Source organism: Paraburkholderia fynbosensis (assembly GCF_902859935.1).
GTDB classification, from domain to species: domain Bacteria; phylum Pseudomonadota; class Gammaproteobacteria; order Burkholderiales; family Burkholderiaceae; genus Paraburkholderia; species Paraburkholderia fynbosensis.
This window is the reverse complement of record NZ_CADIKI010000002.1, coordinates 54549-69290: the sequence shown is the minus strand read 5'-3', so window position 1 is coordinate 69290 and position 14742 is coordinate 54549. Positions and strand designations below refer to the sequence as shown.

General features: G+C 63.5%; 14 protein-coding genes. 10 read left to right on the top strand and 4 right to left on the bottom strand.

The features are described from left to right. The first annotated feature begins 110 nt into the window (after nt 1-110). From HV770_RS03280 to HV770_RS03235, 10 genes are all read left to right on the top strand, one after another. A complete protein-coding gene (locus HV770_RS03280; protein ID WP_175158082.1) occupies nt 111-761 on the top strand; it encodes a UDP-N-acetylmuramate--alanine ligase in 651 nt (216 codons plus the stop codon). 15 nt (nt 762-776) lie between these two features. Beyond that, nucleotides 777-1325, top strand: coding sequence for a TlpA family protein disulfide reductase (locus tag HV770_RS03275; RefSeq protein ID WP_175158081.1), 549 nt, complete (start codon nt 777-779; stop codon nt 1323-1325). A 194-nt stretch (nt 1326-1519) separates the two neighbouring features. Continuing rightward, the gene (gene aroQ, locus HV770_RS03270) at nt 1520-1975 is read left to right on the top strand and encodes a type II 3-dehydroquinate dehydratase (protein WP_121315735.1); all 456 of its coding nucleotides are present in this window, start codon (nt 1520-1522) and stop codon (nt 1973-1975) included. A 76-nt stretch (nt 1976-2051) separates the two neighbouring features. Further along, a complete protein-coding gene (gene accB, locus HV770_RS03265; protein WP_175158080.1) occupies nt 2052-2516 on the top strand; it encodes an acetyl-CoA carboxylase biotin carboxyl carrier protein in 465 nt (154 codons plus the stop codon). A 117-nt stretch (nt 2517-2633) separates the two neighbouring features. Beyond that, the gene (gene accC / locus HV770_RS03260) at nt 2634-4001 is read left to right on the top strand and encodes an acetyl-CoA carboxylase biotin carboxylase subunit (RefSeq protein ID WP_020071265.1); all 1368 of its coding nucleotides are present in this window, start codon (nt 2634-2636) and stop codon (nt 3999-4001) included. A 3-nt stretch (nt 4002-4004) separates the two neighbouring features. Next, nucleotides 4005-4907 (top strand): 50S ribosomal protein L11 methyltransferase, encoded by a 903-nt coding sequence (gene prmA, locus HV770_RS03255; protein WP_175158079.1) that lies wholly within the window; start codon nt 4005-4007, stop codon nt 4905-4907. A 48-nt stretch (nt 4908-4955) separates the two neighbouring features. Then, on the top strand, nt 4956-6239 hold the full coding sequence (locus HV770_RS03250; RefSeq protein WP_175158078.1) for a zinc-ribbon and DUF3426 domain-containing protein: 1284 nt from the start codon (nt 4956-4958) through the stop codon (nt 6237-6239). A 71-nt stretch (nt 6240-6310) separates the two neighbouring features. Continuing rightward, nucleotides 6311-6811 (top strand): thiol peroxidase, encoded by a 501-nt coding sequence (gene tpx, locus HV770_RS03245; RefSeq protein WP_121315739.1) that lies wholly within the window; start codon nt 6311-6313, stop codon nt 6809-6811. Between the two features lie 96 nt (nt 6812-6907). Beyond that, nucleotides 6908-7846: a carbohydrate kinase family protein gene (locus tag HV770_RS03240; RefSeq protein ID WP_175158077.1), complete on the top strand. Its 939-nt coding sequence runs from the start codon at nt 6908-6910 to the stop codon at nt 7844-7846. 25 nt (nt 7847-7871) lie between these two features. Next, entirely contained in the window at nt 7872-8348 is a 477-nt protein-coding gene (locus HV770_RS03235) for an outer membrane lipoprotein (RefSeq protein WP_175158076.1), read from the top strand. 293 nt (nt 8349-8641) lie between these two features. Here HV770_RS03235 and HV770_RS03230 read toward each other — a convergent pair whose 3' ends face one another. From HV770_RS03230 to HV770_RS03215, 4 genes are all read right to left on the bottom strand, one after another. Continuing rightward, nucleotides 8642-9274 carry a histone H1-like repetitive region-containing protein gene (locus HV770_RS03230; protein ID WP_121315742.1) on the bottom strand — a complete coding sequence of 211 codons (633 nt, stop codon included), beginning with the start codon at nt 9272-9274 and terminating at the stop codon, nt 8642-8644. A gap of 30 nt (nt 9275-9304) precedes the next feature. Further along, nucleotides 9305-9622, bottom strand: a complete 318-nt coding sequence (locus HV770_RS03225) for a hypothetical protein (RefSeq protein WP_175158075.1) — start codon at nt 9620-9622, stop codon at nt 9305-9307. Between the two features lie 86 nt (nt 9623-9708). After that, nucleotides 9709-10932: a ribonucleotide-diphosphate reductase subunit beta gene (locus tag HV770_RS03220; protein ID WP_121315744.1), complete on the bottom strand. Its 1224-nt coding sequence runs from the start codon at nt 10930-10932 to the stop codon at nt 9709-9711. 689 nt (nt 10933-11621) lie between these two features. Next, nucleotides 11622-14618 carry a ribonucleoside-diphosphate reductase subunit alpha gene (locus tag HV770_RS03215; protein WP_175158074.1) on the bottom strand — a complete coding sequence of 999 codons (2997 nt, stop codon included), beginning with the start codon at nt 14616-14618 and terminating at the stop codon, nt 11622-11624. Between the last annotated feature and the right edge of the window lie 124 nt (nt 14619-14742).

Sequence of the window (14742 nt, the reverse complement as noted above, 5' to 3'; positions counted from 1 at the left end):
CATCCGCGCCCCCCCCGCGAGCCAATCACGCTCGCCCGCGCCGCCTCGCGCGCCGGGCGGCGTGCCCCCGCCCGAAAAGGCACGTCGGCAATCTCTAGTATGATTGACGGATGGTCCGCAAATCACATTTCGATCCGCAGCGCGTGCGCGAGGAAATCGCCATCGCGGCTGCGCGCATGATCGCCGAGGACGGTCTGGACTACGCCACGGCCAAGCGCAAAGCGGCGCGCCAAGTCGTCGGCGAGACTCGTGTTGCCGGCGAATGGCTGCCGGATAACGACCAGATCGAAGAAGAAATCCGCGAATATCAGTCGCTGTTTCAGGGCGATAGCCAGCCGGCGCTGCTGCGGCGACTGCGCCGCATCGCGCTGGACTGGATGGAGCGGCTCGCGCCGTTCAACCCCTACCTGACCGGCGCGGTGCTAGGCGGCACGGCGGGCGAACACTCCGACGTGCATCTGCAGGCGTTCTGCGACAACCCGAAGGAAGTCGCGATCTACTTTCTAAACGCCAACATTCAATACGACGTGTCGGAAACGCGGCACTTTGCCGGCCGCGGCTACGTCGAGACGCTGAGTTTCCTGTGGCGCCCGGTAAACGAGGGGCGCGACGCGGAACCGGTCGGCATCCATGTCGCGCTGTACGAAACGGATGACCTGCGCGGCGCCGTTAAGGCCGATGCGCGCGGCCGCACGGCTCGGGCGAATCTGCAGGCGGTCCAGGCGCTGCTCGACAACAGCGAAGCCACCCCTTCCCACTAATTAGACACACCGAGCATGAACACGAGACGGATTCTGGCGGGCGCACTGGTCGCCCTCGTTGCCGCGGGCGGCGGCGTGCTGGCCAATCATTGGCTCAACGGCGGCGCCGAGGTCGCGCACGCAGCCCAGGCCGGCTCGCCGCGCAACGCGGTCGAGCAGCTATGGGCCGCGCCGGTTACCAGCGTCGACGGCAAGCCGCAGTCGCTAAGTTTGCACAAAGGGCATCCAATCGTCGTCAACTTCTGGGCGTCGTGGTGCGGCCCGTGTGTCGAGGAAATGCCGGCACTGTCGCAGCTGCAGCGCGAATATGCGAAGAAAGGGATCCAGTTCGTCGGACTTGGCGTCGATTCGCAGAAAAACATCCAGGCGTTCCTGCAGAAGGTCAAGGTGGCCTATCCGGTCTACGTGACCGGCTTCGGCGGTGCGGACCTTGCCCGCGCGTTCGGTAACAACGCGGGCGGGCTGCCGTTCACCGTCGTCATCGACGCGAAGGGCAACGTCCGCTCGACAAAATTAGGGCAAATCGACCCCACCGCGCTCCGGCAGACACTCGACGCCCTTTAAATTTCGCATTCTTTTGCTGACAGATTCCGTGCGGAACGCGCAAAAATACGCGCAAATCGCGTGAATTTGAGAGAAGATGGGCGCCCCGCGCGACGGCGCAGCGGCGCGAGCGTCGCTCCGTACGTCCGGGAAACTAGACAAGTTTCTCTAATCAGCGCTAAAGTGCGCCCAATTCCACGGAAAAAGAAGCGACCATGACGCGACTGCTGGTACTGCACGGGCCCAACCTCAACCTTCTCGGCACCCGGGAACCCGAGGTCTACGGTCGCGTGACCCTGCCGCAGATCGATCAGGCGCTCGCGGACCGCGCGGCGGACGCAGGCGTGGAACTCGCGTCGTTCCAGAGCAATCACGAAGGCGCGCTGGTCGATCGCATCCAATCCGCGCGGACTGAAAACACCGATTTCATACTGATCAATCCCGCCGCGTACACGCACACCAGCGTGGCGATTCGGGACGCGCTGGCAGGGGTCGGCATCCCGTTCGTCGAGATTCACCTGTCGAACGTGCATCGTCGCGAACCGTTCCGGCATCACTCGTATTTCTCCGACCAGGCAGAAGGCGTGATTTGCGGCCTCGGCTGGAAGGGATATCTGTACGCGCTCGAATTCGCGCTCGACCGGCTCGCCGCCGGCTCGTCGCGCGGCTGAATCCAAACGACTAATTTGAGCCGGCCACTGCACGATTGCAAACGCCGGCACTTTACGCATTGAAAGGGGCTTCCTGATGGATCTACGTAAACTGAAAACTCTGATCGACCTCGTCTCGGAGTCCGGTATCTCCGAACTCGAAGTGACCGAGGGCGAAGGCAAGGTGCGCATCGTCAAGAATGCGCCGCCGGTTTACGTGCAACCGTCCGCCTCATATGCGCCGCAATACGCGCAACAGCCGCCAGCGCCGGGCGCAGAAGCGCAGCCCGCAGCCGCTGCGGCGACGCCGGCAGTCGCCGCGCCGCAAGGCCACGTGGTCACCTCGCCGATGGTCGGCACGTTCTACCGCGCGCCGTCGCCGGGCGCCGACCCGTTCGTCCAGGTGGGCGACACGGTCAAGGAAGGCCAGACGATCTGCATCATCGAAGCGATGAAGCTGCTCAACGAAATCGAGTCGGACAAGTCCGGCGTGGTGAAGGAAATCCTCGTCGAAAACGGCCAGGCGGTCGAGTACGGCCAACCGCTGTTCGTGGTCGGCTAACGCGGCACGCATTGTTCGCCGCCCGCGCGCCCGCTGTTCGAAAGGCGCGCGACCGATCCTCTGAGGCGGCCGGTGTTGCAGCCAACCCGGCGCCCATTGATGAGTCGAAAACCCGCTATGTTTGAAAAAATTCTCATTGCCAATCGTGGCGAGATCGCGCTTCGTATCCAGCGCGCCTGCCGCGAACTCGGCGTCAAGACGGTCGTCGTCTATTCGGAAGCCGACAAGGAAGCCAAGTACGTGAAGCTCGCCGACGAGGCGGTCTGTATCGGCCCGGCGCCTTCGAACCTGAGCTATCTGAACATGCCCGCGCTGATCAGCGCGGCCGAAGTGACCGACGCCGAAGCGATCCACCCCGGTTACGGCTTCCTGTCGGAGAACGCCGACTTCGCCGAGCGTGTCGAGCAGTCCGGCTTCACGTTCATCGGCCCGCGCCCGGAAACGATCCGGATGATGGGCGACAAGGTCACGGCCAAGCAGACCATGATCAAGACCGGCGTGCCTTGCGTGCCGGGCTCGGAAGGCGCATTGCCGGAAGATCCGAAAGAGATCGTGAAGATTGCCCGCCAGGTCGGCTATCCGGTCATCATCAAGGCCGCCGGCGGCGGCGGTGGCCGCGGCATGCGCGTGGTGCACACCGAAGCGGCGCTGGTCAACGCGGTCAACATGACCCGCGAAGAAGCCGGCCGCGCGTTCGGCAACCCGCAGGTCTACATGGAGAAATTCCTGGAGAACCCGCGGCACATCGAAATCCAGGTGTTGTCCGACTCGTTCAAGAACGCCGTCTGGCTCGGCGAGCGCGACTGCTCGATGCAGCGACGCCACCAGAAGGTGATCGAGGAAGCGCCGGCGCCGGGTATCGCGCGCCGTCTGATCGACCGCATCGGCGACCGTTGCGCGGATGCCTGCAAGAAGATGGGCTATCTGGGCGCGGGCACGTTTGAGTTCCTGTACGAAAACGGCGAGTTCTACTTCATCGAAATGAACACGCGCGTGCAGGTCGAGCATCCGGTGACCGAGCTGATCACGGGCGTCGACATCGTGCAGGAACAGATCCGCATCGCGGCCGGCGAGAAGCTCGCCTTCCGTCAGCGCGACATCGTGTTCAAGGGCCATGCGATCGAATGCCGGATCAACGCCGAAGATCCGTTCAAGTTCATTCCGTCGCCGGGTCGTTTGACCTCGTGGCACATGCCGGGCGGCCCCGGCATCCGCGTCGATTCGCACGCGTACAACGGCTATTTCGTGCCGCCGAACTATGATTCGATGATCGGCAAGCTGATCGCTTACGGCGCAACCCGCGAGCAGGCGATCAAGCGCATGCGCATCGCGCTGTCGGAGATGGTGGTCGAAGGCATTCAGACCAACATCCCGCTGCACCGCGAACTGATGCTGGACGCGAAGTTCGTCGAAGGCGGCACCAGCATTCACTACCTCGAAAACCGGTTGGCAGCGAAGCTGCAGGCCGCGCCGGAAGAAGCGTAAGTCATGAGCTACCGGGAACTGATCGCCGAGCTGGCACGCGAGCACGCGGAGGAATTTTCCGACGCGCTGCTCGAGCTGGGCGCGTTGTCCGTATCGGTCGAAGACGCGGACGCCGACACGCCCGACGAGCAGCCGCTGTTCGGCGAGCCCGGTCTCACGCCGGATCGCACGGCCTGGCAGCGTTCGCGCGTAATCGCGCTGCTTGCGCCGGAACACGAGCCGGCAGTGTTGCTGACCGCCGCGTCGAATGAAATCGGGCTGGAAAGCTCGCCGTCGTTCACCGTGCGGGAAGTGGAGGAACAGGATTGGGTGCGGCTCACGCAATCGCAGTTCGACCCGATTCCGATCGGTGAACGCATCTGGGTCGTGCCGTCGTGGCACGATGCGCCGGACCCCGAAGCACTCGTGCTGGAACTGGACCCGGGCCTCGCGTTCGGCACGGGCAGCCATCCGACCACGCGTCTGTGCATGGAGTGGCTGGAGCAATCGGTCAAGCCCGAGCAGTCCGTGCTCGATTACGGCTGCGGCTCCGGCATCCTCGCGATCCTCGCGAAAAAGTGCGGCGCGAATCCCGTGTACGGCATCGACATCGACCCGCAAGCGGTCGAGTCGGCGCGTCACAACAGCGAGCGCAACCGGGCCGAAGTCACCTACGGTTTGCCTGACGAATGTCCCACCGGCGAGTTCGATATCGTGGTCGCCAACATCCTGTCCAACCCGCTCAAGTTGATGGCGTCGATGCTCTCGTCGAAGGTCAAGCCGGGCGGCCGGATCGCGTTGTCCGGCATTCTGGCGCGGCAGGCCGATGAAGTCGCGCAGGTCTACGCGCGCTGGATCGACATCGGCGTGTGGCGCGAACACGAAGGCTGGGTATGTCTCACGGGAACGCGCCGCGAAAGCCATTAGAATAAGGCGTATTGTCCAACCATCGGCCTTCTGGCTTACCGGCTCAATATGCTCCTGGCGACGCGCTGCCCCTTCTGCGAAACCGTCTTCCGTCTGCAACCGGCGCAGCTCGCGCAGCGCCGTGGGCTCGTGCGCTGCGGGCATTGCCACGAAGTATTCGACGCGTCGAGCAGCCTGTTCGACGTCACCGGAGGCGGTGACTTCTCCACCGCCAAACCGGTCGCCGCTGCGGCGGCAATCGAGGCGCTGTCGGGCGTGCGTCACCCAGACCCCGACTTCAGCGCCGAAGCGTGGGACCCGGGGGCGCCCGTGCCCGACGCCTCCATCGACAACCGTCTGCTGCACAAGGCCGGCAATGTGCCGCTCGCGCCCGTCTCGACCGACGCGGGCGCCCCGCGCACACCCGATCAGCCCGTCGAACCGGAACTGCCGGCCGACGTCTTCAGCAAGCCCCTGCCCCCCGACGACGAACCCGTGCTGGCCGACGCGCCGCTCGACCCCTACGCGTACCGGGCCAACGACGAGCCGCCCGTGGAAGAAGCGCCGCGGGTCTGGCACAAGACCGGCCGCGCGTCCGAACCGGCGCTCGGTGAAACGGCGAGCTTGCATGGCATCGCCGACAATGAACCGCATTTCGGCACCTCGGGCTTAGGCGCCGCCGCGGATCTGGGCGCGGCCGGTTTCGGCGCAGCTGCGGGTGCGGGCGGGTCAGGCACGGGCGGTCCCGGTGGTCCCGGCATCGGTGGTGCGGCTCCGGCCGCTTCGGGCGGCGAACCCTTCTCCGTCAACCCCGTGAACGACGGCAGCGACCCCTTCCCGGTCGTGCGCGAAACCCGCCCCGCCGACGCGCGGCGCGTGGGCCAGGCGATTGCGGCATCGATTGTGGGGCTGGTATTGGTTTTCCTGCTGCTCGCGCAACTCGCATGGTGGCAGCGCGAAACCGTGCAGGTGTATCTGCCGCGCACGCAGACGCTGTATGTGAAGGCTTGCTCGTATCTCGGCTGCCAGCTGACGCCGCCGCACGACATCGACGGTTTGCAGGTCGAACCATCCGATCTGCGGCAGATCGACGGCCCGCACAAGCTCGAACTGAAGATGCCGCTGCACAACCGCTACGGCATCGCGCTCGCCTATCCCGCCATCGAACTCACCCTGCTCGACGACCAGAACAACGTGGCCGTGCGGCGCGTGCTGTGGCCGCAAGACTATGTGGCGCCCGGCACGGCGATCGCAGCCGGCCTGCCGGCGCACACGACGCAAACCATGATCGTGCATCTCGACACGGGCACGGCGGTCGCCTCCAATTTCCGCGTACAGATCTTCTATCCGTAACGCACCCTCGTGCGCCCGGCCATGACTGGGCGCTTTCACCGTCATTACTGACGAATTTTCGGAGCAACAACATGAGTCAAGTCACGCTGGGTGGCAACCCGATCGAAGTAGCCGGCACGTTCCCGTCGGTGGGCCAGAGCGCAGCCGCTTTCTCGCTGGTCGGCAAGGATCTGAAGCCGCTGACGCTCGCCGATTTCGCGGGCAAGCGCAAGGTGCTGAACATCGTCCCGAGCCTCGACACGCCGACCTGCGCCACCTCGACCCGCAAGTTCAACGAAGCCGCCGCGAAGCTGACCAACACGGCCGTGATCGTCGTGTCGGGCGATCTGCCGTTCGCCGCGTCGCGCTTCTGCACGACCGAAGGCATCGAGAACGTCGTCACGGCCTCGACGTTCCGCGGCCATGAGTTCGCGCAAGCATATGGCGTCGACGTGACGAGCGGCCCGCTGACCGGCCTGACGGCGCGCGCCGTGGTGGTGATCGACGAGAACGACAAGGTCGTGCACGCCGAACTGGTTAGCGAAATCAAGAACGAGCCGAACTACGACGCAGCACTCGCCGCGCTGAAGTAAATCCCTCGCGCACGAGCCCGGCGCCGCGCCTTGAGCGCGGCGTTGTCGCATCGTCGCGCGCCCTCTCTCCCTCGCATTTTTACAGGAACGCTCGCCTTGGCTACGCTCATTTGCGGCTCGCTCGCCTACGACAACATCATGACTTTCGAAGGGCGCTTCCGGGAGCACATCCTGCCGGAGCAGGTCCACATCCTGAACGTGAGCTTTCTCGTGCCGACCATGCGCCGCGAGTTCGGCGGCTGCGCGGGCAACATCGCTTACGCGCTGCATCTGCTCGGCGGCGACGCACGCATCATGGGCACGCTCGGCGCAGTGGACGCGCAGCGCTACGTCGAGCGCTTCGAGCAGCTCGGGCTGTCGACTGAAAGCGTGCTCGTCGTGCCGGACACTTACACGGCCCAGGCGATGATCACCACCGACCTGGAAAACAATCAGATCACCGCGTTCCATCCGGGCGCGATGATGCAGTCGCATCTGAACCGCGCCGACGAAGCGAAAGGCATCACGCTCGGCATCGTGGGACCGGACGGCTACGACGGCATGATCCAGCATTCGGAACATCTGGCGGCCGCTGGCGTGCCGTTCATCTTCGATCCGGGCCAGGGCTTGCCGCTCTTCGACGGCGCTACGCTGCGGCGCATGATTGAACTTGCCACCTACGTAGCTGTCAACGATTACGAAGCCAAGCTGGTGAGCAACAAGACCGGCTGGTCGATCGAAGAGATCGCCGGCAAGGTCGAAGCGTTGATCATCACGCTCGGCGCACAGGGTGCACAGATCCATCATGCCGGCGGCATCGAAAGCATTCCGGCAGTCGAGGCGAAGCAGGTGCTCGATCCCACCGGCTGTGGCGATGCATTCCGCGGCGGCTTGCTGTACGGTATCGAGAAGAAGCTTGGCTGGGCCACCACGGGACGCCTCGCGAGTCTGATGGGTGCCTTGAAAATCGAGCAGCAAGGCCCGCAAAACTATGCGCCCACCCGGGCGGAGATCAACGAACGGTTCGCGCAGGCGTTCGGTTACAGCCTGCCTTGATACCGAGAGCTATGGGAGTTAGGGAATGAGAACAACGAGTCGCCTGATCGTCGCTACGCTGATCGCCGGTTCGCTGGCCATGTCGGGTTGCGCGAGCAACAGCAGTTCTCCAAACGTCTTCACGGCGTCGCAGGCACAGCGCGAACAGACGGTCCGCATGGCCACGGTCGACAGCGTGCGCGCAGTACGCATCAGCTCGAACAACGGCCAGCCGAGCGGACTGGGCGCGGTCGGCGGCGGCGCGCTGGGTGCACTGGCCGGCAGCACGATCGGCGGCGGCCGCGGCTCGATCGCCACGGGCATCATCGGCGGCATAGGCGGTGCGGTTGCCGGCAATGCGGTCGAGAACAGCGTCGCGATGCGCGACGGCGTCGAGATCACCGTGCGGCTCGACAATGGCGACATGCGCGCCGTCACCCAAACCACCACCGGCGAAATCTTCCGCGCGGGCGACCGCGTGCGGCTTCTCTCCAGCGGCGGCGTCACGCGCGTCACGCACTAACTCAAGCTTTCCCTCTCGCGCGGCCGGCTGACACGCCGCCGCGACGACCTCAGACGCATGCCCTCCCCTGTGCATGCGTTTTTTTTCGCCTGCAGCTTTTTCCACCGAACCACTCTCAGCCGCTCCTCAATCGATCGCAAACGGGCTCGTCAAAACGCCGGGCAAAAAAAATCCCGCCGCCGGAAACCAGCAACGGGACCCTGACCGAGTAGCGCTTACCACCGCTTAAGCGCCACTCGATCATCGGACACATCGTGCGACGTGCCGAAGTATTTCTACTGCTTATCGACTGCTTACGGACGGCTGCCCGTCGGGAACGGCCATGCCGCTGCCGGGTTCAGCGCGGTCTTCACCGTCGCCGCCGGTGCGCTCGAGACAGAAGTCGCTGCGGGTGCAGGCGCTGCCTTCTTGGCGACAGCCTTCTTCGCAGGAGCAGCCTTCTTCGCAGGAGCAGCCGCCTTCTTCGCAGCAGCCTTCTTGGCAGGCGCAGCCTTTTTAGCGGCAGCCTTTTTCGCAGGCGCAGCCTTTTTAGCAGCAGCCTTTTTCGCGGGCGCCGCCTTCTTCGCAGCAGCCTTCTTGGCCGGTGCAGCCTTCTTCGCTGCGGCCTTCTTCGCCGGTGCTGCCTTCTTCGCTGCAACCTTCTTCACTGCGGCTTTCTTCGCCGGTGCTGCTTTCTTCGCCGCGACCTTCTTCACAGCAACTTTCTTCGCTGCGACTTTCTTGGCTGCAACCTTCTTGGCCGGCGCAGCTTTCTTCGCCGCAACCTTCTTAGCCGGTGCTGCCTTCTTCGCTGCAACCTTCTTCACTGCGACTTTCTTGGCAGCGACTTTCTTTGCCGGAGCAGCTTTCTTAGCCGGGGCAGCCTTCTTCGCTGCGACCTTCTTCGCTGCGGGTTTCTTAGCGGCGGCTTTCTTTGCAGTTGCCATCATTTTCTCCTTCAGGTTTTCAGATGAGAGTCAGTTCAAACTACACCCTTCGTCAAAACCCGCTTCCCGCGGACGCTTCTCAGGGCGCGCGCTACGAAGCGGGCTATTCATCGGCGTACGCAGGTGCCGCGCGCTTACGCTAATGAATGCGGTAAGGCGCGCCGTGCCACAAGGCACCGCGCGCCAGATCTGGTCGGCGTTCAAGCGGAACGCCGGCAATTGCTTGATCGAGCCGCTGGCGGCGTCGCCAGCGACTTTTTCCGGGGGGAAGTCTGCCCATCCCACTGAAGGGTTCGCAAAGTGCCTGTCATGTTTGTGGGCCGCTAAGGCACCGGGCACGCTTTGCATCAGGCGGTTCTGCTCCTAACCAAAATTGCCGCGGCCGAAGCCGGCGGCATCCCCATCGATGAATGCATCTGCGACACGAACCCGGATCACTCCCAGGTCAGCGCGCCGCCAGTTTGATATTCGATCACTCGTGTCTCGAAGAAGTTGCGTTCCTTCTTCAGGTCGATCATCTCGCTCATCCACGGGAACGGGTTTTCCTCGTTCGGGTACAGCGGATCGAGACCGATCTGCTGGCAACGGCGGTTGCAGATGAAGCGCAGATAGCTCTTGAACATCGACGCATTGAGGCCGAGCACCCCGCGCGGCATCGTGTCTTCTGCGTAACGATATTCGAGTTCGACCGCCTGCTGGAAGATCTCGCGGATTTCCGCGCGGAACTCAGCCGTCCAGAGCTGCGGGTTTTCGAGTTTGATCTGGTTGATCAGGTCGATGCCGAAGTTGCAGTGCATCGACTCGTCGCGCAGGATGTACTGGTACTGTTCCGCCGCGCCGGTCATCTTGTTCTGGCGGCCGAGCGCCAGGATTTGTGTAAAGCCGACGTAGAAGAACAGGCCTTCCATCACACAGGCGAACACGATCAGCGAGCGCAGCAGAGTCTGGTCAGTCTCGAGCGTGCCGGTCTTGAAGCCCGGATCGGTCAGCACGTTGATGTACGGAATCAGGAATTCGTCTTTCGCGCGGATCGAGGTGACCTCGTGATACGCGTTGAAGATTTCGCCTTCGTCGAGGCCCAGCGATTCGACGATGTACTGGTAAGCGTGCGTGTGGATCGCCTCTTCGAACGCCTGGCGCAGCAGGAACTGGCGGCATTCGGGCGCCGTGATGTGGCGGTAGGTGCCCAGCACGATGTTGTTGGCGGCCAGCGAGTCGGCCGTCACGAAGAAGCCCAGGTTGCGCTTGACGATGCGGCGCTCGTCTTCGGTCAGACCGTTCGGGTCTTTCCACAAGGCGATGTCGCGCGACATGTTCACTTCTTGCGGCATCCAGTGGTTGGCGCAACCAGCCAGATACTTTTCCCAGGCCCACTTGTACTTGAACGGCACCAACTGATTGACGTCGGTCTGGCCGTTGATGATGCGTTTGTCGGCGACATTGACCCGCGCTTCCGAAACGGCAGCCGCGCCGGAAGCGTGAGCGACGGGAGCGACAGCGATGTCGTTCGCGAACACGTCTTGAGCCGAGGGAGCATGAGGAGCGGAACGCGTTCCGACTTGCGAACCGACAGCCGGTCCCGCTGCGTTGCGCAACGCATTCTGTTGCGCGCCGCTCGAGGGAGTTACGGCAGTGATCTCGTCATCCCAGTTGAGCATAAATGTCACCATCAATTTAGAACGGTTTGTACCATCTTTTCACGAGCGATAAAAGAGTTCGCTCGCGAAAAATCCTGTTTTCGATTCGCGTTGCTACGTTCATACAACACTTTGTTCAACAGACTGTGTGTGACGCTTCGAGTGAAGCGTGTTGAACGTGTGTCGTCGACATGCTTCGCGAGCTCGAAGAGCAACGTGTCGAAGCGACATTTCGCTGCTCTATCTATCTGTATCGCGGAGTGTGTTTGCAGCGTCTTACGCTTGCCGACTGCTTGCTGACTGCTGCCTCGCATTGGCCACTTCGTCAGCGTGAGCGAGGTGAAGTTCAATGCCATGTCGAACGATGCATGCGGCCACCTGATTGAGCGGTCCATCGTTCGAAGCCGTTTGCTGAGCGCGCTGTGCCGCGCGCTTCGTCTGGTGCCGCCGACTGCCGAGCCCCGCTCTGCTGCCGGGTCTCTCGCTTCATGTCTTCAGTTTGCTGCGTCTTCAGTTGCCTGCACTGCTGTCGATGAGCGGCTCGGCGTCGATCGCGTCACCTTCGTTTCACCTGCATCGGTCGCTCGATCGAAGCTGGAGCACTCATCGACTTCACTTCTGCCGCACCTCGATCGGGTGCGCGGATCGCCGCATGCGGGTCATCACCTACGACCCGTCAGCAAGCAGCGATCCTGCTGCTTGCCGCGTACTTACTGGCAAGCCTCGCACTCTTCAAAGCCAGGGTCGCCCGGACGCATCATGCACACCGGACCATCCGCTTCCGGCGCTGCTTCGACCGCGACCGCCGGCGCTGCCGCAGCAGCCTGAATGCCGCCCGACGCTGCACCGCCGCTCACGCCGAAGCCGCCTGCCGCGCCACCTGCCGCACCGCCCGAACCTTCGCCGCCACCCGAGCTCACCGCATTCAGTGCGCCGTGCGCGACCGTCGACTTCTCGACGTGCGTCGCCGCCATCGTGCGCAGGTAGTAGGTCGTCTTCAGACCGCGCACCCAGGCGAGCTTGTAGATTTCGTCGAGCTTCTTACCCGATGCGCCACCCATGTAAATGTTCAGCGACTGCGCCTGGTCGATCCACTTCTGACGACGCGAGGCCGCTTCGACGAGCCACACCGGATCGAGTTCGAACGCGGTCGCGTAGATCGCGCGCAGGTCGGCCGGGATACGGTCGATGCGCGAGAGCGTGCCGTCGAAGTACTTCAGGTCGGCGACCATCACTTCGTCCCACAGGCCACGCGCCTTCAGGTCGCGCACCAGGTAGTCGTTGACCACCGTGAATTCGCCCGACAGGTTCGACTTCACATACAGGTTCTGGAACGTCGGTTCGATACAGGCCGACACGCCGATGATGTTCGAGATCGTCGCCGTCGGCGCGATCGCGACGCAGTTCGAGTTGCGCATGCCGTAGGTGGCGATGCGCGAACGCAGTTCGGTCCAGTCCATCGACTCGCTCGAATCGACTTCGACGTAACCGCCGCGCGCTTCGGCGAGCAGCTTCACCGAGTCTTGCGGGAGGATGCCGCGATCCCACAGCGAGCCACGGTAGCTCGAGTAACGGCCGCGCTCCTGCGCCAGTTCGGTCGATGCGTAGTAGGCGTAGTAGCAGACCGCTTCCATCGACGTGTCGGCGAACTGAACCGCCTCTTGCGACGCGTACGGCGTGCGCAGCAGGTGCAGACAGTCCTGGAAGCCCATGATGCCCATGCCGACCGGACGGTGCTTCAGGTTCGAGTTACGCGCCTTGGCGACCGCGTAGTAGTTGATGTCGATCACGTTGTCGAGCATGCGCATCGCCACGCTGACGGTGCGCTTGAGCTTGTCGTGGTCGAGCGCGAGCGTGCCGTCGGCCTGTTCCTTCAGGTGCGCGACGAGGTTCACCGAGCCCAGGTTGCAGACCGCGATTTCGGCGTCGCTGGTGTTCAGCGTGATTTCCGTGCACAGGTTCGACGAGTGGACGACGCCGACGTGCTGTTGCGGCGAGCGCACATTGCACGGGTCCTTGAACGTGATCCACGGGTGGCCGGTTTCGAACAGCATGCCCAGCATCTTGCGCCACAGTTGCGCCGCCGGAATCTTCTTGAACAGCTTGATCTCGCCGCGCGCGACCTTGTCTTCGTAAGCCGTGTAAGCCGCTTCGAACTCGGCGCCGAACTTGTCGTGCAGATCCGGACAGGTGGACGGCGAGAACAGCGTCCAGTCGCCGCCTTCCATCACGCGCTTCATGAACAGGTCGGGAATCCAGTTCGCCGTGTTCATGTCGTGCGTGCGGCGACGGTCGTCACCGGTGTTCTTGCGCAGCTCGAGGAATTCTTCGATGTCCAGGTGCCACGTTTCCAGGTATGCGCACACCGCGCCCTTGCGCTTGCCGCCCTGGTTCACGGCGACCGCCGTGTCGTTGACGACCTTCAGGAACGGCACGACGCCTTGCGACTTGCCGTTGGTGCCCTTGATGTGCGAGCCGAGCGCACGCACACGCGTCCAGTCGTTGCCCAGACCGCCGGCGAACTTCGAGAGCAGCGCGTTTTCCTTCAGCGCTTCGTAGATGCCGTCGAGGTCGTCGTCGACCGTCGTCAGGTAGCACGACGACAGTTGCGAGCGGCGCGTGCCCGAGTTGAACAGCGTCGGCGTGGACGACATGAAGTCGAAGCTCGACAGCACGTTGTAGAACTCGATCGCACGCGCTTCGCGGTCGATCTCGTTCAGCGAGAGGCCCATCGCGACACGCATAAAGAATGCCTGCGGCATTTCGATGCGCACGTTGTCGTGATGCAGGAAGTAGCGGTCATACAGCGTTTGCAGACCGAGGTAGCCGAATTGCAGGTCGCGGTTGTTGTCGAGCGCGGCGCCGAGACGCTTCAGGTCGAACTGCAGCAGTTTGTCGTCGAGCAGTTCGGCTTGCACGCCGCGCTTGATGAACTGCGGGAAGTATTCGGCGTAACGCTCGCCCATTTCGGCTTGCGTGACTTCTTCTTCGAGGATCTCGCGGCGGATCGTGTGCAGCAGGATGCGCGCCGTGACCTGGCTGTAAGCCGGGTCCTTTTCGATCATCGTGCGCGCAGCGAGAATGGCCGAGTCGTAGACCTGGCTCATCGGCACGCCGTCGTACAGGTTCTTCACCGTTTCCGCGATGATCGGGTCGGCGCTCACGGCGTCGCCCAGGTTCGCGCAAGCGGATTCGACGATGCCGCGCAGCGCGACCAGATCGAGCGGACGCGTGACGCCGTTGTCGGTGACGTTCAGACCCGGCGCGCTCGCGGCGACCTGCTCGTCGTGACCGCGCGCCTGCGTGCGCTTCTCGCGATACAGCACGTAAGCACGCGCGACGTTATGTTCGCCGCCGCGCATCAGCGCGAGTTCGACCTGATCCTGAATGTCTTCGATATGGAACGTGCCGCCGTTCGGGCGGCTACGCACGAGCGCGCGCACCACGCTCTGCGTGAGTTGCTCGACCAGTTCGCGCACGCGCGCCGACGCCGCACCCTGACCACCGTTGACGGCGAGGAACGCCTTCGTCACGGCGATGGCGATCTTCGACGGCTCGAACGACACCACGCTGCCATTGCGACGGATCACCTTGTAGTCGGCGTAGGTCGTCTGCGGCGCGAGCGCCTGAGCGCCTTGTGCCTGGCCAAAGGCCTGGCCAGTCGGTGAACCCTCGTACCGGGTCGTCACGTTGTCGGTGGTTTGCATGTGCAAAGCTCCTGGTCCTGGAAATGGTGCGGCGAGTGCCGCGGATTAAATCGAACGCTGCGCCGCCGCGAGCGGCAGCGCTGAGGGGTAGGAAAAAGGTCGGCCGGCCTGGCTGGCGGGATGC

Excerpts from the sequence above, each read along its gene's own strand:
- HV770_RS03215 (WP_175158074.1), bottom strand. The coding sequence starts at position 14,618 with ATGCAAACCACCGACAACGTGACGACCCGGTACGAGGGTTCACCGACT.
- HV770_RS03250 (WP_175158078.1), top strand. The coding sequence starts at position 4,956 with ATGCTCCTGGCGACGCGCTGCCCCTTCTGCGAAACCGTCTTCCGTCTG.
- HV770_RS03235 (WP_175158076.1), top strand. The coding sequence starts at position 7,872 with ATGAGAACAACGAGTCGCCTGATCGTCGCTACGCTGATCGCCGGTTCG.
- HV770_RS03280 (WP_175158082.1), top strand. The coding sequence starts at position 111 with ATGGTCCGCAAATCACATTTCGATCCGCAGCGCGTGCGCGAGGAAATC.
- prmA (WP_175158079.1), top strand. The coding sequence starts at position 4,005 with ATGAGCTACCGGGAACTGATCGCCGAGCTGGCACGCGAGCACGCGGAG.
- HV770_RS03220 (WP_121315744.1), bottom strand. The coding sequence starts at position 10,932 with ATGCTCAACTGGGATGACGAGATCACTGCCGTAACTCCCTCGAGCGGC.
- aroQ (WP_121315735.1), top strand. The coding sequence starts at position 1,520 with ATGACGCGACTGCTGGTACTGCACGGGCCCAACCTCAACCTTCTCGGC.
- accC (WP_020071265.1), top strand. The coding sequence starts at position 2,634 with ATGTTTGAAAAAATTCTCATTGCCAATCGTGGCGAGATCGCGCTTCGT.
- HV770_RS03225 (WP_175158075.1), bottom strand. The coding sequence starts at position 9,622 with ATGCAAAGCGTGCCCGGTGCCTTAGCGGCCCACAAACATGACAGGCAC.
- HV770_RS03230 (WP_121315742.1), bottom strand. The coding sequence starts at position 9,274 with ATGGCAACTGCAAAGAAAGCCGCCGCTAAGAAACCCGCAGCGAAGAAG.
- HV770_RS03275 (WP_175158081.1), top strand. The coding sequence starts at position 777 with ATGAACACGAGACGGATTCTGGCGGGCGCACTGGTCGCCCTCGTTGCC.
- accB (WP_175158080.1), top strand. The coding sequence starts at position 2,052 with ATGGATCTACGTAAACTGAAAACTCTGATCGACCTCGTCTCGGAGTCC.
- tpx (WP_121315739.1), top strand. The coding sequence starts at position 6,311 with ATGAGTCAAGTCACGCTGGGTGGCAACCCGATCGAAGTAGCCGGCACG.